This is a genomic window from Paraburkholderia haematera (genome assembly GCF_905220975.1).
GTDB lineage: Bacteria > Pseudomonadota > Gammaproteobacteria > Burkholderiales > Burkholderiaceae > Paraburkholderia > Paraburkholderia haematera.
Window position 1 is genome coordinate 207,003 of sequence record NZ_CAJNBK010000004.1, and the last position, 19,585, is coordinate 226,587.

Consider the following 19,585-nt stretch of genomic DNA (forward strand, 5'->3'; position numbering starts at 1 on the left):
TCTCATGAGCGCGGCGCAATGAAGTTGGGCCTTGGCTCGCTGGAACCCCGAGCCAAGGCTGTTTTTTTGAAGCGCATGGTGCGGCGCATCAACGAAACACACGGCAAGCCGTCGTGCCACCGCGAGCTAAACTACACAAGCTATCCGATCGACTTGCGAGGGAAGCGCCGCTTGAAAGAGGGGCAGCGGATTGTGAAGCACGGCTGCCGCCATTGTCCCCGGATCATTATTGTTTTGTCCCCTACGCTATGAATACTGCCAACCGCAAACGCCTTCCCGGCACTCAACTTGATTTCTTCGACACGCGTGCTGCCGTCGATGCGATCCAGCCCGGCGCTTATGACACGCTGCCGTACACCTCGCGCGTGCTGGCCGAAAATCTCGTGCGCCGCTGCGATCCGGTGACGCTGACCGCGTCGCTCAAGCAGATCATCGAACGCAAGCGCGAGCTGGATTTTCCGTGGTTTCCGGCGCGCGTGGTGTGTCATGACATTCTCGGCCAGACCGCGCTGGTCGACCTCGCCGGTCTGCGCGACGCGATCGCGGCGCAAGGCGGTGACCCCGCGATGGTCAACCCGGTCGTGCCGACGCAGCTTGTGGTGGACCACTCGCTCGCCGTCGAGTGTGGCGGTTTCGATCCGGATGCGTTCGCGAAGAACCGCGCGATCGAAGATCGCCGCAATGAGGACCGCTTCGATTTCATCAACTGGACCAAGCGCGCGTTCAAGAACGTCGACGTGATTCCGCCGGGCAACGGCATCCTGCATCAGATCAACCTCGAGCGCATGAGCCCGGTGGTGCAGGTCAAAGACGGCGTGGCGTTCCCCGATACGCTCGTCGGCACCGACTCGCATACGCCGATGGTGGATGCGCTCGGCGTGATCGCGATCGGCGTGGGCGGTCTCGAAGCGGAAAGCGTGATGCTCGGTCGTGCGTCTTATATGCGCCTGCCGGACATTATCGGTGTGGAGCTCACGGGCAAGCCGGCTGAGGGCATTACCGCGACCGACGTCGTGCTATCGCTCACCGAATTCCTGCGCCGAGAAAAAGTGGTCGGCGCGTACCTCGAGTTCTACGGACAAGGCACGGCCAACCTGACGCTCGGCGATCGCGCGACCATCGCCAACATGGCGCCCGAATTCGGTGCGACGGCGGCGATGTTCTACATCGACGAGCAGACCATCAAGTACCTCAAGCTCACCGGCCGCGACGATGAACTCGTCAAGCTGGTCGAGACCTACGCCAAAGAAACCGGCCTGTGGGGCGATACGCTGAAGCACGCCGAGTATGAGCGCGTGCTGAAGTTCGATCTGTCTACCGTGGTGCGCACGCTCGCGGGTCCGTCGAACCCGCATCGCCGTTTGCCGGTTTCCGAACTGGCTGCGCGCGGTATCAGCGGCAAGGTGGAGAACGAGCCGGGCCTGATGCCGGACGGCGCGGTGATTATTGCCGCGATCACAAGCTGCACGAACACCAACAACCCGCGCAACATGATCGCCGCCGGCTTGCTGGCGCGTAATGCCAATCGGCACGGGTTGATCCGCAAGCCGTGGGCGAAGACTTCGCTCGCGCCGGGCTCGAAGGCGGTCACGCTGTATCTGGAAGCCGCGGGCCTGTTGCCGGAACTGGAGCAACTGGGCTTCGGCGTGGTCGCGTATGCGTGCACGTCGTGCAACGGCATGTCGGGTGCACTGGATCCGGTGATCCAGAAGGAAATCGTCGATCGCGATCTGTATGCGACGGCTGTGCTGTCCGGTAACCGCAACTTCGACGGCCGCATTCACCCGTATGCGAAGCAGGCCTTCCTCGCGTCGCCGCCGCTGGTGGTGGCCTACGCGATTGCCGGCACGATCCGCTTCGACATCGAGAAGGATGTGCTGGGCGTCGACGCTAACGGCAACGAGATCAAGCTGAAGGACATCTGGCCGTCGGATGAAGAGATCGACGCGATCGTCGCTTCGAGCGTGAAGCCGGAACAGTTCCGCAAGGTGTACGAACCGATGTTCGCCGTTTCCGTGGATACCGGTGAGAAGGCCGATCCGCTGTACGACTGGCGTCCGATGAGCACGTACATCCGCCGTCCGCCGTATTGGGAAGGCGCGCTTGCCGGTGAGCGCACGCTTAAGGGCATGCGTCCGCTGGCCGTGCTGGGCGACAACATCACAACCGACCACCTGTCGCCTTCGAATGCGATTCTGGCGGACAGTGCCTCGGGTGAGTACCTCGCCAAAATGGGCTTGCCGGAAGAGGACTTCAATTCGTACGCAACCCACCGTGGCGACCACCTGACCGCGCAGCGTGCCACCTTCGCGAACCCGACGCTGAAGAACGAGATGGTGCTGGAAGACGGCAAGGTGAAGGCAGGTTCGTTGGCGCGCATCGAGCCCGAGGGTAAGGTGACGCGCATGTGGGAAGCGATCGAAACCTACATGGAGCGCAAGCAGCCGCTGATCGTGATCGCGGGGGCCGACTACGGTCAGGGTTCATCGCGAGACTGGGCGGCGAAGGGCGTGCGGCTTGCCGGTGCGGAAGCGATTGTGGCTGAAGGGTTCGAGCGGATTCACCGCACGAATCTGGTGGGCATGGGCGTGTTGCCGCTGGAATTCAAACCGGGTGTGAATCGTCTTACGCTGGCTATCGACGGCACCGAAACCTACGACGTGATCGGCGAACGCAAACCGCGCGCCGACCTCACGCTCGTGATTCATCGCAAGAGCGGTGAGCGCGTGGAGGTACCGGTGACGTGCCGCCTGGACACTGCGGAAGAGGTGTCGATCTACGAAGCCGGCGGCGTGTTGCAACGCTTTGCGCAGGACTTTCTTGAATCGACGAAGGCTGCGGCTTAAGGCCTTTATTTAAGGCCTTTATTTAAGGCCTTTATTTAAGACCTTTATTTAAGACCTTTAAGCCCTCATCAGGACACTAATTTCATGGCCCACAAACCTCAGATCAAGATTCCGGCGACGTACATGCGCGGCGGTACCAGCAAAGGCGTGTTCTTCCGGCTGCAGGATTTACCCGAGGCGGCGCGGGTGCCGGGCGCCGCGCGCGATGCGTTGCTGATGCGTGTCATCGGCAGCCCCGATCCCTATGGCAAGCAGATCGACGGCATGGGCGGCGCCACATCGAGCACGAGCAAGACGGTCATTATCGCGAAGAGCAGCAAGCCTGATCATGATGTGGATTATCTGTTCGGGCAGGTTTCTATCGATAAGGCTTTTGTCGATTGGAGCGGCAATTGCGGGAATCTGTCTGCTGCGGTGGGGCCGTTTGCGATTAGCGCGGGTCTGGTCGATGCAAGCCGGATTCCGCATGACGGTGTGGCTATTGTGCGCATCTGGCAGGCGAATATCGGCAAGACGATCATCGGGCATGTGCGTATTACCGATGGCGCCGTGCAAGAAACGGGTGACTTTGAACTCGACGGCGTGACGTTTCCGGCCGCTGAAGTTCAGCTTGAGTTCATGGACCCGGCCGCCGAAGAAGAGGGTGCTGGCGGCGCGATGTTCCCCACAGGCAATCTGGTCGACGACCTCGACGTGCCCGGTGTCGGCACGCTGAAGGCGACGATGATCAATGCCGGTATCCCGACCATTTTCGTGGACGCGGAAGCGATCGGTTATACGGGCACCGAACTACAGGACGCTATCAACAGCGACGATAAGGCGCTGGCGATGTTCGAAACCATTCGTGCGCATGGTGCGGTGCGGATGGGCCTGATCAAGAGTCTCGATGAGATTGCGACGCGGCAGCATACGCCGAAGATTGCTTTTGTCGCCAGGCCTGCCGACTACGTTGCTTCCAGCGGCAAGCGGGTTGCCGCGAGTGACGTCGATCTGCTGGTGCGGGCGATGTCGATGGGTAAGCTGCATCACGCGATGATGGGGACGGCGGCTGTTGCGATCGGTACGGCGGCGGCGATTTCAGGGACCCTGGTGAATCTTGCCGCCGGCGGCGGCTCGCGGGATGCGGTGCGGTTTGGACATCCGTCGGGGACGTTGCGCGTGGGTGCCGAGGCTCGGGAGGAAGGTGGGGCGTGGACGGTCACCAAGGCGATCATGAGCCGGAGTGCGCGGGTGTTGATGGAAGGGTGGGTGAGGGTGCCGGGGGAATGAGTTAGCGGTTGCCAGCCCGGCACGCCTGCACCGCGGTACCTGTATCGGCATGGGTGAGGCGGCCATGGTGCGCATTGCGGACGTTCACGCCTCACTACGGCGAACGTCCGCTCCCAACTCCTGCGGATGCGTCCTTTCGACCCAAAGCCGATCTGGAGGCTGTCACAATGCAGTCATTCAAAGGTGGCTGCCGGGCTGCCAGACTCACCGTCGAGTTGATGACCTGCAAACTAGCGACCAGTTACGAACTCAGCGTAGCGAAAATTACTCGCGTCTAAAACTGAGAATAGCCCTTCCTATTGAATTTCCTGATACTAACGGATTCGGCATCCAGGCCGTAAAGACGTCGAGGGTGTCTCCATCCAGCTTGTAGGATCGTTCCTGCTCACTGCCGTTCCAGGCTTCATTCCAAGATGAGTCAACCTTTGTGATGAACCTATCCCCATCTATCCGATACCGTCCTGTATAGGACACCATAGTACGGAAAAGTGCCACCAGCTTCTCATCTGTATCCCCTGGCTCCCGCGCCGTTGCGGTAATGAGTACCATCATGCGCCCATCAGACCCGAAAATAAGGTACCCATTGGGGTTGGCGCCCCACGGTTGACTGCGCTCCCTTGAATCCTGAAGCTCAGTATCAAAAGAAACCAACCGCCAGCAACCGTGGAGCTTAGTGTCGCGCTCGGACATATTCCCTCCTGTAGTAGTTCGCCTGAATGTACCCACCTGTCGAACGTAGGGTATGTTGCCATGCAAATCGCGGAAAGCACCGTCAAATTCGCGGGATGCGCCCCGGGCCGCCGAAATGCGCCATTCGACGGACTTGCAAGATCTACTATCTTTTCGCAAAGTCATTCAAACGCGTTCGCGATAATCCGTCGGCGACATTCCGAACGCTCGCCGAAAAATCGGACTGAATGCCGCCTCGCACACAGGCGAGATCGAATACATCGAAAAAGACGTCCCCTGCAAGGCGCCCGCGCGGTAACGCGATATTGCGTTGCCGCAGAGGGTTTCGGCGTGTCGGCATCATTTTTGGCGTTTCAGTCATGGTAAATGGGGATTCCTGGCCCAATAATCTAGTTCAGGTTGCCGTGGGTTCCCAGAACTGCCGCGCGCTGCTCGTCGATCAGCCTCGATCTGAACGCGTGTGGGGGAACCGCATGACGGCTTTCTCTTTGTGGTCCGAAGCGCCGGCGGATCGCATGAGGCAACGTCCGCCGGTGAGAAGCCTTTGTGACTATCGAACGGGAGTCAGCTATGAGCAACAAACCCACGATCGTTCTCGTGCATGGATTCTGGGGCGGCGCCGCTCACTGGAGCAAAGTGATCATCGAACTTTCACGCAAGGGCTATTCGTCGATTCGCGCTGTCGAAATGCCCTTGACCTCGCTCGCGGATGACGCCGAGCGAACCCGGAAAATGGTTGCACAGATCAATGGGCCGGTACTACTCGTCGGTCACTCGTACGGTGGTGCGGTCATCACGGAAGCAGGCGATCTGCCGAACGTTGTCGGACTGGTCTACATCGCGGCCTTTGCACCCGATGCAGGCGAAAGCCCTGGCGGCATCACGCAGGAAAGCGTTCCCGTTGCCGCGGCCAATCTCGCCCCTGACAGCGATGGTTATCTGTGGGTCAAGCCAGAAAAGTTTCACGAGAGTTTCTGCCAGGACCTGACGCCGGAAGAGGGGCTGGTGATGGGGGTGACACAAAAGGCGCCGCTCGCCAGTACGTTCGGCGATACGATCACGGCTCCTGCGTGGAAGAAGAAGCCATCGTGGTATCAGATTTCAAGCGAAGACAGAATGATTTCGCCGGAAAACGAGGCGAGGATGTCAGCCCGATTGGGCGCGAAGAAAATCATTACGCTAGTGGCCAGCCATGCCTCGCTGGCATCGAAACCCGTGGAAGTTGCAGCCTTGATTGACGAGGCCGCGACGGAGGCGGTCAAGAGCCTGTGATCTGAGCGCTGATTTGGATATGTACAGACACATGTCTCTATTGTCTGCGCTCATGGCCCGGCGGCGAAGGGTTCGTCGGGCCCCCTAATGGGTGTCGACGATCTAGACATTGATGTCGAACGGCCGAAACTGGCCGCGTGCATGCCTCATGCAATCGGCATGCCAACCTGAACCACGCAAATCTCTGATCGGCGGCAGGCGACCCGGAGCGCCCGGCCATCGCTACAAAAAGCGGACGCGTGACGCACGTGATCAAATTGGAGTTGCGCCAAGGCCGTTATCCGTGTGCGTATTTCAAGGACCGGCAGCACGGATTTCCCGCACGGCCTGTCAGCGTCCCGGGCTCACTCGCCGGGCGGCGAGCAAGCCTCAAGCGCGGAGCGCCACAGTAGCCACAACGAGAGCCGAGAAGATCAGCGCCGGAGCGAGATGCCCGAACGGCTCCCGGTTTCGTAGCAACGTGAAGAGCACGGCGACCAGGATCGCACCGGCCAGCGTCAGGCCCAGGACTCTGGTTTGTTGGCCAAAAAGAAGTGCCGCAGACAACAGCTCAAGGGCGCCGCAGAGCAGATGAAACCAGGCCGGGTAACCCCAGCGCGCGAAGTCGCGCTTCACCGCGCCGCGTCCTGTGAGATTGACCACCCCGGCAACCGCGAACAGAACCGCTACGATCGTCGCGAGAATCGATTCGAAAGATGCACTGGTCCACACCATCGTCATGCTCCGTTGAATTGCTGAAAGTGCTTTTGTACAGAGAGGTCCGCGATCAGACCGGGGCCATGGGGTTCCCACGCAAGAACTTGCCGGGCATGCTGGCCGCTGACTGTCTGGTCGAGCGCCAGTGCGTCAGCGAACGGTCCAAGCGAGTTGCGAGCATCGTCGAGCGGCCAGGGTTCGACGCGACCGGCGCCGACCGAGGCACGAATCGCTTCACCCATTTCGGCAACGGCAACGGCATCTTCCGCGACCACGTTGAAGATCTGCCCCGCGACTCGACGGTCGCCGCTTGCCGCCCGCTCCACCGCGCTCAGGTAGGCCGTGGCGAGATCGTCGACGTGAACGGCAGGCCAGTGGTTACGACCATCGCCGACGAGCCTCACACTGCCGCTCTGGCGGGCCATGCCGGCAAGCATGCCGAAGACGCCGCCGCCGTAGCCGTGCACCATCGCCGGCCTGAAGATCACTGCAGCAATCGAGCGGCGTGCTGCTAGCGCCAGCACCTGTTGCTCCACTGCGGGCCGCCAGGCGATGAGTGGTGTCGGGTTCAGCGCCGATGCTTCAGTCGCGCGCTCCCCCTCTGTATTGCCGTAGACCCAGGTGCCCGACGTATAGACAAACGCCGCGCCCGGATGCAGATGCGAAAGCATGGCTACAGCCGCGGCCTCATCAGCAGCAGCGGCGGAAGCATCGTTGGTCGACGCGGCGTGCACCACGCCATCAGCGGCACCGGCAGTCGCAGCGAAAGACTGCGGCTCACGCAGGTCGCCGGAATGCAGTGTCACACCGAGACGTGCCAGCGCGCTGGCGGCCGCCGAGCTGTCCTCGCGCACCAGCGCCGTTACCTGATGGCCGAGGCTGATTGCCTTGCGCGCGACCGCTTGCCCGATGAAGCCGGTACCACCCGTAATGAACAGTTTCAAAGCGTTCTCCAATGATTGGCTACGAAGTTGAATAGTCATACAAACGAGACCCATCAGTCTCGTTTTGGCAAATCTAAACGAGACTACCCAGTCTTGTCAACTACTCGGCGATCTGTTATTTATCTCGCATGGACAATTCTTCTCTCCCCGGGCTGACCCCGCTGCAATGCCGTAAGCGGTCTGCAATCCTCGACGGCGCGAAAACCGTTTTTTTACGCGAGGGTTTCGGTCTGGCAACGATGGACGATGTCGCCTCGGCCGCCGGCGTCGGCAAACAGACGGTCTACCGCCACTTCAAGTCGAAGGAGGCGCTCTTCGTTGGTTTGGTCAGCGAGATGTGCGCTCAGGTGGGCGTGCTGCTTGCCAGCGCTCAGGGCGAGCAAACCGATGGCGCACCCGAAGTGGAGTTGCGCGAGTTGGGATGGTTGCTGGCACGAAGCCTTATTACGCCGGATTATCTGCGGCTTTATCGGGCCATCGTTGCTGAGGCCGAGCGTCTTCCGGAACTTGGCCAGGTGTTTTTCGAAAATGGTGCAAAGGTCGTGCGTGCCTTTGCCGCAAAAATTCTGCGAAAGCGTTTTGACGAATCGACTGCTGCATTGCGGGCAGCAACATTCGTTCAATTGGTGCTTGGCGACGCGTATCTGGAACTGTCAATTGGCTACGCGGTGCCCGATGTCGACGCACGCTTTGCGCTGCAGATTGAAGAGGCGGTAGCGGTTGCACTTCGCTAGGGAGCGCCGCATAAGATGTCGAGCCGCTGCATGCGGAGCGCAACAGCGTGTAGCGCGGGAAGCAAGACACCGCATGTCCGATTCCAAACGCGGTCGCGCACCGGTTTCCGTACGATCCAGGCGCGTTTCTAAAATTGTGAGTGTCGTTTTGTGGCCGGTCACTGATGCACCAGGTCAGCCCGACCGCCAAACAACTGCACGACCAGACCGCGCAACCAGCGATTTCCCGCTTCATGGTGATATCTGGCGTGCCAGTGCTGCCGAACGGCGAAGCCTTCCACGGGCACCGGGCAAGGATGAACGGCCAGCTCATTGACTCTCGCCAGGGTCTCGCCAATGTGTCGCGGCAGCGTCGCAATCAGGTCCGTCGTTTTGATGATCGCCCCTAGCCCAAGGAAGCCCGGCAACTCGAGCACCACGTCCCGCTCGATGTGCTCGCGCACCAGCGCCTGTTCCAGCAGTTGGGCGCCGGTCCCCGCAGTAATCGCGACATGCCCCGCCGCACGGTATTGCTTCAACCTGAGTTTAGCGCCCAGCCGCAGGTGATGGCGATTCGTCAGACATACCCAGTCCTGCATGTATAGCTGCTGCTGATAAATCCCGCCGCCCAGCCAGGGCACGTGGCCGATCGCAAGGTCGGCCTCGCCGGATTCCAGCGCGCGTTCGGTATTGCCGTCGATCCGCGCGGCTTCCAGGCGTATGCCCGGTGCCTGTGCCCTCACGTGCGCGAGCATGCGGGGAAGCAGCGTGATGTGACTGGCGTCGGTCATGCAGATACGGAAGCGCCGTTTTGCGGTGGTGGGATCGAATGCGATTTCCCACGCAGCGAAGCGCCGCAACGATTCGAGAATTTCCCGGCACGGCCCGATCAGTGCGTCCGCTTGCGGCGTCGGCGCCATGCCGCCCGGCGTGCGGACGAACAACGGATCCTGCAGATGATCGCGCAAGCGGCCCAGCCAGATGCTGATCGTTGGCTGGCTCTGCCCAAGCTGCTCGGCCACGCGCGTGACGCTGCGGACGTCGTAGAGAAGGTCGAAGAGCTGCAGCAGCTTCAGATCGGGGAGTTCGGTCGGATTCATGGCTTTATTGTCCAGCGCAATGACCTCATTGTAATCATTGCATTGCCGATATGAACGCCGGCTCGTATCTTGGTCTCCATATTGAGGAGACAGCAGTGAAGATTGCGATTCTGGGTGCGGGTGCACTGGGCTGTGCCATCGGCGCGGCACTCACTGAAGGCGGCAACGAGGTATGGTTGCTGAACCGCTCGGCGGCGCATGTGGAGGCCATGCGGCGCGATGGCTTGCAGGTGGACGATGCCAACGGCTCGCGCCGGGTGAAGGTCCTGGCCACGACGCGTGCGGCCGAAGCCGGTGCCGTGGATCTGGTCGTCGTGCTGGTCAAATCATTCCATACCGATGCGGCGATGCGCGGGGCATTGGAACTGATTGGCGCCGAAACACTGGTCCTGTCGTTGCAAAACGGCCTTGGGCACGAGGATGTCCTCGCGGACATCGTGGGTCGCGAGCGTGTGCTGGCCGGCAAGACCTACATCGGCGGCGTGATGCGCAATCCTGGGCACATCGAGTCCGGCGTCACAGGGAAAGCCACCTACATCGGCGAACTCGATGGCCGGATCACCCCCCGCGCAATGGCGATTGCCGAAACGTTCAATGCCGCCGGACTGGCCACCACGGTCAGCGACAACATCGTCGGCACGATGTGGGACAAGCTGCTGGTCAATGTCGCAACCGGCGCGCTGACCGGCGCCACCGGCCTGACCTACGGGCAACTCTACGACGAACCGCTGTTGAAAACGACTGCGCTCGCGGCGGTCGCCGAAGCGATGGCGGTCGCTCAGGCCGCTGGCGTGAAGCTCTCGACCACTGATCCCGAACGCCCGTGGACCCTCGCCGGCGAAGGACTTTCCCTCGCCTTCAAGACCTCGATGTTGCAAAGCCTCGAGAAGGGCTCCATCACCGAAATCGATTTTATAAACGGCGCGGTCGTGCGCTGGGGACAACGGCACGGCGTGCCGACCCCGGTCAACGCGACGCTGGTGGCCTGCATCAAGGGCATCGAGCGTGCCATGACCGACCGACAACACAGCAACAATTTGCATGGGACCAGAGTAAGCGCTGAAGCGCCAACTCTGGTCGACCGCAACGTTTTGCATGGGACCAGAGTAAGCGCTAAAGCGCCAACTCTGGTCGACAACGGAGACAACCGTATGAACGGCAGCAAGGCCTATCTGGAGCATGTCGCCATCTGGGTGAAGGATATTCACTGGCATATCCGTTTCTTTGAAGACGTGCTCGGCATGACGATGCGCGAGGTCGACGGCACGCGCGAGGAACCCAGGCAGTACTGGACGCTTGGCGGTCTGCAATTCATCCATGCCCCGTGCCATGAAGAACCTGAGGGCCGGCTCGCGCATCTGGGCGTGATGTGCGAAGACATGGAGGCCGCGCTGGCCGCTGCGCAACGATATGGCGTCAGCGAAATGCCACAAGGGCGCAACTGGTTGCGCCTGCCGGACGGCCTCGCCGTCGAACTGATCCAGGCGAGGCCTGCCTCGTGCGTCGCGCGGGCACTTGAGATCAACCCGCGCGCGGAGGTGTGACATGACGATCGTGGATAAATACTGGGACGACGCCAGCGAGGGCGACGAGTGCGTGAGCCCGACCTACACGGTGACCAAAGAACGCATTCTGGCCTATGCCGACCTCACTGGCGATCACACGCCGGTGCATGTGGACGAGGAATACGCGAACGCGAGCCACTTCGGCTCGATCGTGGCACACGGTCTGTTCGGACTGTCTATCGCCGATGGGCTCAAGACCCAAAGTGACTACCGTTTCCTTCCGGGGATGTCGCTCGGCTGGACCTGGGACTTCAATCTGCCCATCAAGGTCAACGAGGTGCTGCACGTGAAATTCCGTGTGGGGGCGATGCGGGCGAGCAAGAGCCGTCCCGGCTGGGGCATCGTTGTGTTGCCATCCGAGTTGATCAATCAGGACGGCCAGGTCGTCCAGCATGGTGAGCATCGCCTGATGGTGCCGCGCCGACCGGGAGCGTTCTGATGCAAGCCCGTCCTCTCGAAGGTATTCGCGTCGTCGACTACAGCCACTTTCTGGCCGGCCCGTACGTGGGACGGTGTCTCGCGGCACTCGGCGCCGAAGTCATCAAGGTGGAGCGCCCCGGCAGTGGCGACGCGGGGCGCCAGCATGCCACCGTGCTCGATAGCGAACAAAGCGGCTACTTCCTGCAGCTCAACATGGGCAAGCGTGGCGTCAGCGTCAACATGAAGGATCCGCGCGGCAAGGACTTCATGCAGCGCCTGTGCGACTCGGCAGATGTATTCGTCGAGAACTACCGGCCGGGCGCACTGGACAAGCTCGGGCTGGGCTATCCGGAGCTGTCCGCGCGAAATCCGGAACTGGTGTACTGCTCGATCTCGGCCTATGGCCATACGGGACCGGATGCGCATCGCGCCGGCTTCGGCCTGATTGCCGAAGCGAAGAGCGGCATCATGCAGATGATCGGCACGCCCGGCGAGCCGCCGCCGCTGATGCGCATCTCGCTCGGTGACATGTACACGGGCATCCACGCCGTGGCGGCCATCAACGCCGCGCTGCTCGGTCGCGTGAAGAGCGGGCGAGGGCAGCACATTGACATGGCACTCTACGACACGCTGGTGTCGATGCACGAATACGCGGTGCAGTGCTACACGCTGCAGGGCGTTGTTCCAGAACAGACCGGTCACGACATGCCCACTTCGACGCTCTATGGCGTGTTCCGTGCCGCCGATGGCGACCTCGTGATCGCAGCGCAGGTGGACGACGCGTGGAAACGCTTCGCCGCCCTCGTCGAGGCCCATGGCGGACCGTCCGGCTTCGGAGCCGACACGCGTTTTCATGACGGCGCGGGACGCAATGCCAACCGGTTGGACATCCTGTCCGTGGTGCAGCCCTGGGTTGCCAGCCGGCCGGTGGCACAGGTGCTGGAACTGCTCGATGGCATCGACGTGCCTTGCGCGAAGGTACAGCGCATCGACGAAGTGCTCGCCGATCCGCAGATCGTCGCGCGGGGCATGGTGGTCGAGCAACAGCATCCGCGCTACGGCACGCTGCGTCTACCGAACCTGCCGTTTCGCTTCTCCGACTGCGATACGACGATCCGCGAGGTCGCGCCCGATCTGGGTCAGCACAACGCCGAAGTCGCGCAGTCACTGGGCTTCGGCGCTGCCGAAATCGACGCCATGCAGACCGATGGCGTGCTGTATTCAAACGTGAGGCCATGATGACTGACCAGTACGCGGTGATCGGCAACCCGATCGGCCACACGAAATCCCCTTTGATTCACGGTCTCTTTGCGCAAGAGACGCAGCAGGACATGACCTATACGGCCATCGAAGGTCCGATAAGCCCGCAGGAGGCGTTTGCCGAGACCGTGAACACTTTCAGGGCCGCGGGTGGCAAAGGGATGAACGTCACAGCGCCCTTCAAGCTGAAGGCGTTCGCGATGGCGGATGACCGCAGTGAGCGGGCGGAACTGGCCGGAGCGGCTAACGCGCTGAGGTTTGAAAACGGCCGGATCGTGGCGGAAAACTTCGACGGCGTGGGACTGGTGCGCGATATTGAAGTCAACCTGCACCTGCCGATGGCCGGCAAGCGCGTGCTAGTCCTTGGCGCCGGTGGTGCGATGCGCGGGGCGTTGCTTCCCTTCCTCGCGGCGCGGCCCGCTGAACTGGTTATTGCAAACCGCAACGTGAGCAAAGCCGAGGCGCTGGTGGCGCAAGTCGGAGTGCGCGCCTCGCTTCTTGCCTGCGGCTACGGCGACCTTGAAGCGATGCGCCGCTTCGACCTGGTGGTGAACGCCACGTCGGCCAGCCTCACCGGTGAGTTGCCACCGGTTCCCCCGAATGTGTTCAATCCGGAGGGAGCGGCCTACGAACTGGCCTACGGCAAGGGACTGACTCCCTTCCTGCGCCTCGCGCGCAATGCGGGCGTGCTGGGCATCGCGGACGGTGTAGGCATGCTGGTGGAGCAGGCGGCAGAAGCATTCGCATGGTGGCGTGGCATTCGGCCCCAGACGCGGTCCGTCATCGACCAGCTAACCGTTCCCCTCGATTGAACACGTGACGGAGATCCGGGTGAAGAAGGTCCCGATCCTTGCCGCCATAGAAACTGGAGGGGAGGAGCCCTCCACTCGAGATCGATTGGAGATCGCGTCGCTCAGATCGGACTACGTGGCCTCGCGAACTCGATCGGCCGGGTTTGGCGTCCGTCCTTCCCGATGGAGTCATCAGGAAGGACGAAAAATCACCTGGGCTTTCGTTACATTAAGCCGTTGTCGACACCAGGTTCCCAACCGTCTGCCTATGCGAGTTTCCCTTAAGGTTATTCGCGAGCGTCTGCACAAACGACTGCAACGACGTGCCCGAGCTGCTATCGCCGAGTGAGCTCAACAGAGACTGAAAATCCGTCTGCAGCGTCGACGCCTGCGAAGAAGACGAAGAGGAATCGCTACTAGTATTCGAGTTACTGGACGTAGCACTCGAACTCGTCGTGCTGCCAGCCCCGAGTTCCTGTGCGAGCGCGTTCAGCGCTCCGCCAATATCCCCATAGGACGAAGCCGCGATCGAGTTCGTCGAGCCGCTCGTGCTATTGGAGCTATTTGAGCTATTTGAGCTATTGGACGTGGAACTGTCACTGTTGCCCGGTTGCTGAAGCGACCCTAGTGCCTGAAACAGCGCCCCGAGAAAGGCCTGCATTGCTTCGGAAACCGAACTGGTTGTCGACGAATCGCTCGTGGTGGAAGCGGAGGAGGTCGAAGAGGCCGCAGTGCTGGAAGAACTCGACGAAGCCGTCGTGCTCGACGTACCCGACGTAGCCGTGGTCGACGACGTGCTGCCGATCCCAAGTGCCGACAACGCCGCCTCGAGTGCCGACAACAGCGGGTTCGAATCCGTCGAACTGGTCGACGAAGTGGACGAGGACGTCGTTGTTTCGCAGCCGCCGCCGGTCGAGCGGCGCGTGGCGCCGACAGAAAGCAGGTTCGTGGCGGTTTGTGAACCACTTACACTTTGTATGCTCATGATGCTCGATCTCCTTACAGGTTGAGCACTCAGGGTAAGTGATGACAACACTTCCAAATGCCTGGTAAGGGGGGAATATCCCTCCCATCTCGGCCATCGGTAAGGTGCGGAAAGTTTTGGTTAGAAAATTGCCGTTCTTTCAACGTGCTACTTCGTTGACGTCGACTCGAAAATGTGACGACAAGACCTGCGGCGTTGCTGGCAACGGTGCACGCGCAACCCACCCGTTTAGATGAGTGCAATCTTGCCGGTGACGAGGTCATCCCTGCCGCCAACAAGGGCGATCCTCTTACTCGCTCCGGTATTTAACGTGCTCGATGAATGCGCGCAGTTTGGGCAAGACCTGGTGTCTGCCTGAGTGGTATAGAAAAACCCCAGGCGCTGTGACGGCGAAGGGCGTCAGCAGCGCTTGCAATCGGCCGTCAGCAATCGGCGCGGCAGTAAGCGGGCCGGGTAGTTGTGCAAGTCCCACACCTCGAATTGCCGCTCCAAGGAGTGTGGGGTAGTCGTGCGCAATTAGCGGCCCGGCGACGACAGCCTCAACGGTCTTGTCGCCGTCGACAAAGGGCCAGGGCGCGATCGACCCGTTCGAGCGGCGCATGCGCAGGCAGCTGTGATCACGCAGATCGTCGATGCGCTCCGGCCGGTTTTGCCGGCTCAGATAATCGGGGCTGCCAACGACTTCGAATCGAAACGGCGGTGTCAGTCGTACCGCGACCATGTCGGCCGCGATGAACTGGCCGAGCCGGACGCCGGCGTCAAACCCCCCGGCCGCGATGTCGACCAACTCCGCGCTTGCGACGATCTCAACCTCGACCTCGGGATAGGCCCGGCAGAAGGATGAGATCAGTGGCTCCAACACGGTCGGCACTACCGAGATCGGCACCGAGAGGCGTAACAGTCCGGCCGGTCGCTGTCCGAGTTCACGGGCGATCTCGCTTGCAGAGACGAGCTCCTCGAAAGCGGGTCTTGCTCGCGAAAGGAATTGTTCGCCGGCTTCGGTGAGGCCGACACTTCGCGTTGTGCGGACGAATAGCGCGGCGCCGACGCGCGCCTCGAGCACGCGAATCGTCTGGCTGATCGCCGAAGGCGTCACGCCGAGTTCCGCAGCGGCTCTGCGAAAACTGCGGTGCTGGGCAACGCTCAGGAACGCCTCGACACCGTCGAGCGCGCCTTGGCGGACTGTGAAGTTTTGCTTCATAACCCATCAATACTATCGCGAATAGTCGCTCGTCGGATGCGGTCCTAAAATCTGCTTGTGAATCAGGAATCCCGCCGATATCGAGGCCCTCGATGCCGCGTCGACCAACCCCCGTCAGGAGTTCCGCAATGTCACCCGAAACCGGCTTTCAGATACATCTCGTTCTAGGCTATGTCGCCTGGCTACTTTGCTTCGTCGCGTACATGCTGCCCAAGCTTAGGTCGATGGACCGAGCCGACGCGCAACGCGCCATCGCTACGCTGCACAGCTTCCGCTTCTTCGGGCTTGTCTTCATGATTCCCGGCGTGGTTGGCCCCAGTCTGCCGGCCAGCTTTGCCCAGTTCGCCGCTTATGGCGACTTCGTAACCGGCGTGCTGGCCATCCTGGCGCTGCTCACCTTCAGGATACGTCCGCTCTTCTGGTTTTTCGTGTTCGCCTTCAATCTCGCGGGAGCGGCCGACATCATCGTCGACTATTACCACGCGACCCGGATCGGCCTTCCTGCCGTGGCGGGGCAACTGGGCTCCACGTACGCGATCCCGATCATCTACGTGCCTCTGCTGATGATCACGCACGTCGCCGCATTCTATTTGCTCATGCGTCCTCTGCCCAAGGCGGCATGGGCTCTCGCCGGCGATGCGCCCGCATCGTAGAACAGGAATGGACAAGCGGCACCGCCGCCCAGTTTATGCAACTTGCCGTCATCCTGCCCGCACGCCGAAGGGGTCGATTTTCATAAGAAAAAGGCACCCATTCCTCAAATAATTGCCTTTCAGGTACTCAATTCGGCACTCCGGCTTGCTGGTGATGATCGGCGGCAAGGAACATATACATCGCAGGCACCACAAACAACGTAAAGAGGGTGCCGATCGACAGCCCCGTGAAGATCACGAGCCCCATCGCATTACGACCCGCGGCGCCCGCGCCGGAGGCGAACACGAGCGGCACCACGCCAAGCACCATCGCCGCCGTTGTCATCAGGATCGGGCGCAGCCGCACGCCGGCTGCTTCTTCCAGCGCTTCGCGCTTCGATCTGCCGGCGTGTTGCAGCTCATTGGCGAACTGGACGATCAGGATGCCGTGCTTGCTGACGAGCCCCATCAGCGTGACGAGCCCGACTTGTGTGTAGATGTTCAGCGTCGTCAAACCGATGTTGATGAAAATAAGCGCACCGAAAAGCGCCATCGGTACCGAAACCAGAATCACGATCGGGTCACGGAAACTTTCGAATTGCGCCGCGAGCGCGAGAAACACGATGATTGTCGCGAACATCAGTGTGATGACGAAACCACCGGACTCCTGAACGAACTGCCGCGATTGCCCCGAGTAATCCGCCGAGTATCCCGCTGGCGCGGCCTGAGCGGTCGCCTTGCGCAGAAAATCGAGCACCTCGCCTTGCGACACGCCCGGCACGATCACGCCTGAGATCGTCGCCGAGTTGAGTTGCTGGAAGTGGTTGATCGATTCCGGCACGACGTTGTGTTCGATATGCGCAATCGTCGAAGCCGGGATGACACTGCCGTCCGGCGTGCGCAGGTAGTAATCGAGTACCTGCGAAGGATTCAGACGGTCGGTCTGCAATACCTGCGGAATCACCTTGTACGAGCGCCCGGCGATCGAGAAGTAGTTGACATAGCCGCCCCCGAGCGCCGAACCGAGCGCTTGTCCGACGTCGCTCTGCGAGAGCCCGAGCGAGGCCACCTTGTCGCGGTCGACAACGAGCGTGGCTTCCGGCTTATCGAGCTTGAGATCGCTGTCGACGAAGAAAAACATCCCGCTCGCACGGGCTTTTTGCAGGACTGCCTGCGATACCTCGTTGAGGTTCTCGAAAGGCTCGGTCGTGCTGATGACGAACTGCACCGGTAAGCCCTGCGAGCCTGGCAGCGGCGGAAACTGGAATGCCGCGACGCGCGCCCCGGCAATCTGATTCCATTTCTGCTGCAATTCCTGCTGCAACACGGTCGCGCCTTTGCTGCGCTGATCCCACGTTTTGAACAGTACGCCGCCGATCCCCTGGTTGAGCGTCGGCGCGCCGGTGAGCTGGAACATCTGCGCGTATTCAGGCAATGCTTTGGAGATGTCGAACACCTGGTCCGCATACATCTGCATCTGCTGGATGGTCGCGTTGGGCGGCCCCTGGACCTGCGACAGGACGATCCCCTGATCCTCTTGCGGGGCGAGCTCCGATTTCGACGTCATGAACAGGTAGACCGTGCCGCCGAGCAGCAGCGCGCCCATGATGGTGAACACGGGCCAGGTATCGAGCGTCGCGTGCAACAGACGGCCGTAGCCGCGATGAACGCGTTCGAACTGCCCGTCGACAAATCGCGTGAAGCGCCCCGACTCCTGCTCCGCGCGGAAGAAGCGCGAGCACATCATCGGCGACAATGTCAGCGCGATCACACCGGACACCGTCACCGCGCCGGCGAGCGAGAAGGCGAACTCGGTGAAGAGGGCCCCCGTGAGGCCGCCCTGAAAACCGATCGGCACATAGACGGCAATCAGCACGACGGTCATCGCCAGAATCGGTCCGCCGAGTTCGCGCGCGGCGATCAGCGCGGCATCGAATGGCGCCTTGCCTTCCTCTTTCATGTGGCGATCGACGTTTTCGACGACGATGATCGCGTCGTCCACCACGAGCCCAATCGCGAGCACCAGCGCGAGCAGCGTCAACAGATTGATCGAATAGCCGAGCAACTGCATCACGAAGAACGTGCCGATGAGCGACAAGGGCATCGCGATCAGCGGCACGATCACCGCGCGCAAGCTGCCGAGGAACAGGAAAATCACGGCGGTGACAATGAGCAGCGCCTCGATCAGCGTCTTGATGACCTCGGAGATCGCCGTGTTGACGAAATCGGTCGCGTCATAAACGATGTCCCCCGTCATGCCGGTCGGGAACTGCTTCTGCAGGCCGGGAAAGACGGCCTTCACGCGCTTGGCCACATCGAGGATATTGGCATCCGGCGCGACCTTGATGCCGATGAACACCGAACGCTTGCCGCTGAATGCGACGTTGAAGTCGTAGCTGTCTGCGCCGAGCACGACGTTTGCGACTTCTTCGAGGCGCACGATCGCGCCGTTCTTCTGTTTGATGACGAGTTGCTTGAAGTCGTCGACGGTATGCAGGTCCGTGCCCGCGTTCAGGTCGACGCTGACCATTTGCCCCTTCGTGGTGCCGAGCGTTGCGAGGTAGTTATTGTTCCCGAGCGCCGTGAAGACGTCGGTCGCCGTCACGCCGTGAGCGGCGAGCCGCGCCGAATCGAGCCACGCGCGCAACGCGAACTGCCGACCGCCGAGGATTTCGGCCGTCTGCACGCCTTCGATCGAATCGAGCTTGGGCTTGATGACACGCAGCAGATAATCCGTGACGTTGTTGCTCGGCAGCACGCTGCTATAAAAGCCCATGTACATGGCGTCGGTGGTCTGCCCGACTTGCACCGTCAACACCGGCTGCTGCGCCTGCGGCGGCAACTGGTTGCGGACCGACTGGATCTGCGTGTTGATTTCGGTTAGCGCGCGGTTCGCGTCGTAATTCAGGCGCAGCGTCGCAATAATGGTCGAGACGCCGGTGCTGCTCGTCGAGGACAGGTAGTCGATGCCTTGCGCCTGGGCGATCGCCGCCTCGAGCGGCTGCGTGATGAAGCCGGCAATGGTGTCGGCGTTCGCGCCATAGTAAGCGGTGCTGATCGTCACGACGGCGTTTTCGGTCCGCGGATACTGGCTGACTTTCAGGGCAGCCAGCGAGCGCAATCCGAGCACGAGGATCAGCAGGCTGACGACCGATGCCAGTACGGGCCGCCGGATAAAGAGATCGGTGAATGTCATCGCGC

At 61.3% G+C, this 19,585-nt stretch carries 17 protein-coding genes and 1 pseudogene; 12 read left to right on the top strand and 6 right to left on the bottom strand.

From position 1 onward, the window contains the following. The first annotated feature begins 18 nt into the window (after positions 1 to 18). The 3 genes from KHO23_RS10610 (at position 19) to prpF (ending at position 4,115) form a co-directional block, all read left to right on the top strand. Positions 19 to 252 (top strand): hypothetical protein, encoded by a 234-nt coding sequence (locus KHO23_RS10610; RefSeq protein WP_211610971.1) that lies wholly within the window; start codon positions 19 to 21, stop codon positions 250 to 252. Beyond that, on the top strand, positions 249 to 2,846 hold the full coding sequence (gene acnD / locus KHO23_RS10615) for a Fe/S-dependent 2-methylisocitrate dehydratase AcnD (protein ID WP_211610972.1): 2,598 nt from the start codon (positions 249 to 251) through the stop codon (positions 2,844 to 2,846). Before KHO23_RS10610 ends, acnD begins: the two co-directional genes overlap by 4 nt. A gap of 84 nt (positions 2,847 to 2,930) precedes the next feature. Further along, positions 2,931 to 4,115 (top strand): 2-methylaconitate cis-trans isomerase PrpF, encoded by a 1,185-nt coding sequence (gene prpF / locus KHO23_RS10620; protein WP_211610973.1) that lies wholly within the window; start codon positions 2,931 to 2,933, stop codon positions 4,113 to 4,115. Positions 4,116 to 4,379: 264 nt separating this feature from the next. On the opposite strand, the gene KHO23_RS10625 is transcribed toward prpF, so the two are convergent. Beyond that, the gene (locus tag KHO23_RS10625; protein WP_211610974.1) at positions 4,380 to 4,805 is read right to left on the bottom strand and encodes a lipocalin-like domain-containing protein; all 426 of its coding nucleotides are present in this window, start codon (positions 4,803 to 4,805) and stop codon (positions 4,380 to 4,382) included. 570 nt (positions 4,806 to 5,375) lie between these two features. Between KHO23_RS10625 and KHO23_RS10630 the strand changes: the two genes are divergently transcribed. After that, positions 5,376 to 6,077: an alpha/beta hydrolase gene (locus tag KHO23_RS10630; RefSeq protein WP_211610975.1), complete on the top strand. Its 702-nt coding sequence runs from the start codon at positions 5,376 to 5,378 to the stop codon at positions 6,075 to 6,077. A gap of 369 nt (positions 6,078 to 6,446) precedes the next feature. Here KHO23_RS10630 and KHO23_RS10635 read toward each other — a convergent pair whose 3' ends face one another. Together KHO23_RS10635 and KHO23_RS10640 are read right to left on the bottom strand one after the other, a co-directional pair. Further along, entirely contained in the window at positions 6,447 to 6,791 is a 345-nt protein-coding gene (locus KHO23_RS10635; protein WP_211610976.1) for a DoxX family protein, read from the bottom strand. Between the two features lie 2 nt (positions 6,792 to 6,793). Continuing rightward, complete coding sequence (locus KHO23_RS10640) at positions 6,794 to 7,717, bottom strand: NAD-dependent epimerase/dehydratase family protein (protein ID WP_211610977.1); 924 nt, start codon at positions 7,715 to 7,717, stop codon at positions 6,794 to 6,796. A gap of 128 nt (positions 7,718 to 7,845) precedes the next feature. On the opposite strand from KHO23_RS10640, the gene KHO23_RS10645 reads away from it, so the two are divergent. After that, a complete protein-coding gene (locus KHO23_RS10645; protein WP_211610978.1) occupies positions 7,846 to 8,451 on the top strand; it encodes a TetR/AcrR family transcriptional regulator in 606 nt (201 codons plus the stop codon). A gap of 158 nt (positions 8,452 to 8,609) precedes the next feature. On the opposite strand, the gene KHO23_RS10650 is transcribed toward KHO23_RS10645, so the two are convergent. Further along, entirely contained in the window at positions 8,610 to 9,530 is a 921-nt protein-coding gene (locus KHO23_RS10650; RefSeq protein WP_211610979.1) for a LysR family transcriptional regulator, read from the bottom strand. A 95-nt stretch (positions 9,531 to 9,625) separates the two neighbouring features. Between KHO23_RS10650 and KHO23_RS10655 the strand changes: the two are divergent. From KHO23_RS10655 to KHO23_RS10680, 6 genes and pseudogenes are all read left to right on the top strand, one after another. Further along, positions 9,626 to 10,555 (top strand): annotated as a pseudogene (locus KHO23_RS10655) (ketopantoate reductase family protein); the annotation flags it as partial. 126 nt (positions 10,556 to 10,681) lie between these two features. Continuing rightward, positions 10,682 to 11,074 carry a VOC family protein gene (locus KHO23_RS10660; protein WP_211611173.1) on the top strand — a complete coding sequence of 131 codons (393 nt, stop codon included), beginning with the start codon at positions 10,682 to 10,684 and terminating at the stop codon, positions 11,072 to 11,074. A 1-nt stretch (position 11,075) separates the two neighbouring features. Beyond that, complete coding sequence (locus KHO23_RS10665) at positions 11,076 to 11,534, top strand: MaoC family dehydratase (RefSeq protein ID WP_211610980.1); 459 nt, start codon at positions 11,076 to 11,078, stop codon at positions 11,532 to 11,534. Then, a complete protein-coding gene (locus KHO23_RS10670; protein ID WP_211610981.1) occupies positions 11,534 to 12,754 on the top strand; it encodes a CaiB/BaiF CoA transferase family protein in 1,221 nt (406 codons plus the stop codon). The genes KHO23_RS10665 and KHO23_RS10670 overlap by 1 nt, the downstream gene beginning before the upstream one ends. Beyond that, complete coding sequence (gene aroE, locus KHO23_RS10675) at positions 12,754 to 13,587, top strand: shikimate dehydrogenase (protein WP_211611178.1); 834 nt, start codon at positions 12,754 to 12,756, stop codon at positions 13,585 to 13,587. The genes KHO23_RS10670 and aroE overlap by 1 nt, the downstream gene beginning before the upstream one ends. A 677-nt stretch (positions 13,588 to 14,264) precedes the next feature. Next, complete coding sequence (locus KHO23_RS10680; protein ID WP_211610982.1) at positions 14,265 to 14,576, top strand: hypothetical protein; 312 nt, start codon at positions 14,265 to 14,267, stop codon at positions 14,574 to 14,576. Positions 14,577 to 14,840: 264 nt separating this feature from the next. On the opposite strand, the gene KHO23_RS10685 is transcribed toward KHO23_RS10680, so the two are convergent. Beyond that, positions 14,841 to 15,752: a LysR family transcriptional regulator gene (locus tag KHO23_RS10685; RefSeq protein WP_211610983.1), complete on the bottom strand. Its 912-nt coding sequence runs from the start codon at positions 15,750 to 15,752 to the stop codon at positions 14,841 to 14,843. A 128-nt stretch (positions 15,753 to 15,880) separates the two neighbouring features. Between KHO23_RS10685 and KHO23_RS10690 the strand changes: the two genes are divergently transcribed. Further along, positions 15,881 to 16,405: a hypothetical protein gene (locus KHO23_RS10690; protein ID WP_211610984.1), complete on the top strand. Its 525-nt coding sequence runs from the start codon at positions 15,881 to 15,883 to the stop codon at positions 16,403 to 16,405. Positions 16,406 to 16,532: 127 nt separating this feature from the next. Here the strand turns inward: KHO23_RS10690 and KHO23_RS10695 are convergent, their stop codons facing one another. After that, on the bottom strand, positions 16,533 to 19,580 hold the full coding sequence (locus KHO23_RS10695) for an efflux RND transporter permease subunit (protein ID WP_211610985.1): 3,048 nt from the start codon (positions 19,578 to 19,580) through the stop codon (positions 16,533 to 16,535). Positions 19,581 to 19,585 lie beyond the last annotated feature (5 nt).

Excerpts from the sequence above, each read along its gene's own strand:
- KHO23_RS10610 (WP_211610971.1), top strand. The coding sequence starts at position 19 with ATGAAGTTGGGCCTTGGCTCGCTGGAACCCCGAGCCAAGGCTGTTTTT.
- acnD (WP_211610972.1), top strand. The coding sequence starts at position 249 with ATGAATACTGCCAACCGCAAACGCCTTCCCGGCACTCAACTTGATTTC.
- prpF (WP_211610973.1), top strand. The coding sequence starts at position 2,931 with ATGGCCCACAAACCTCAGATCAAGATTCCGGCGACGTACATGCGCGGC.
- KHO23_RS10625 (WP_211610974.1), bottom strand. The coding sequence starts at position 4,805 with ATGTCCGAGCGCGACACTAAGCTCCACGGTTGCTGGCGGTTGGTTTCT.
- KHO23_RS10630 (WP_211610975.1), top strand. The coding sequence starts at position 5,376 with ATGAGCAACAAACCCACGATCGTTCTCGTGCATGGATTCTGGGGCGGC.
- KHO23_RS10635 (WP_211610976.1), bottom strand. The coding sequence starts at position 6,791 with ATGGTGTGGACCAGTGCATCTTTCGAATCGATTCTCGCGACGATCGTA.
- KHO23_RS10645 (WP_211610978.1), top strand. The coding sequence starts at position 7,846 with ATGGACAATTCTTCTCTCCCCGGGCTGACCCCGCTGCAATGCCGTAAG.
- KHO23_RS10650 (WP_211610979.1), bottom strand. The coding sequence starts at position 9,530 with ATGAATCCGACCGAACTCCCCGATCTGAAGCTGCTGCAGCTCTTCGAC.
- KHO23_RS10660 (WP_211611173.1), top strand. The coding sequence starts at position 10,682 with ATGAACGGCAGCAAGGCCTATCTGGAGCATGTCGCCATCTGGGTGAAG.
- KHO23_RS10665 (WP_211610980.1), top strand. The coding sequence starts at position 11,076 with ATGACGATCGTGGATAAATACTGGGACGACGCCAGCGAGGGCGACGAG.
- KHO23_RS10670 (WP_211610981.1), top strand. The coding sequence starts at position 11,534 with ATGCAAGCCCGTCCTCTCGAAGGTATTCGCGTCGTCGACTACAGCCAC.
- aroE (WP_211611178.1), top strand. The coding sequence starts at position 12,754 with ATGACTGACCAGTACGCGGTGATCGGCAACCCGATCGGCCACACGAAA.
- KHO23_RS10685 (WP_211610983.1), bottom strand. The coding sequence starts at position 15,752 with ATGAAGCAAAACTTCACAGTCCGCCAAGGCGCGCTCGACGGTGTCGAG.
- KHO23_RS10690 (WP_211610984.1), top strand. The coding sequence starts at position 15,881 with ATGTCACCCGAAACCGGCTTTCAGATACATCTCGTTCTAGGCTATGTC.
- KHO23_RS10695 (WP_211610985.1), bottom strand. The coding sequence starts at position 19,580 with ATGACATTCACCGATCTCTTTATCCGGCGGCCCGTACTGGCATCGGTC.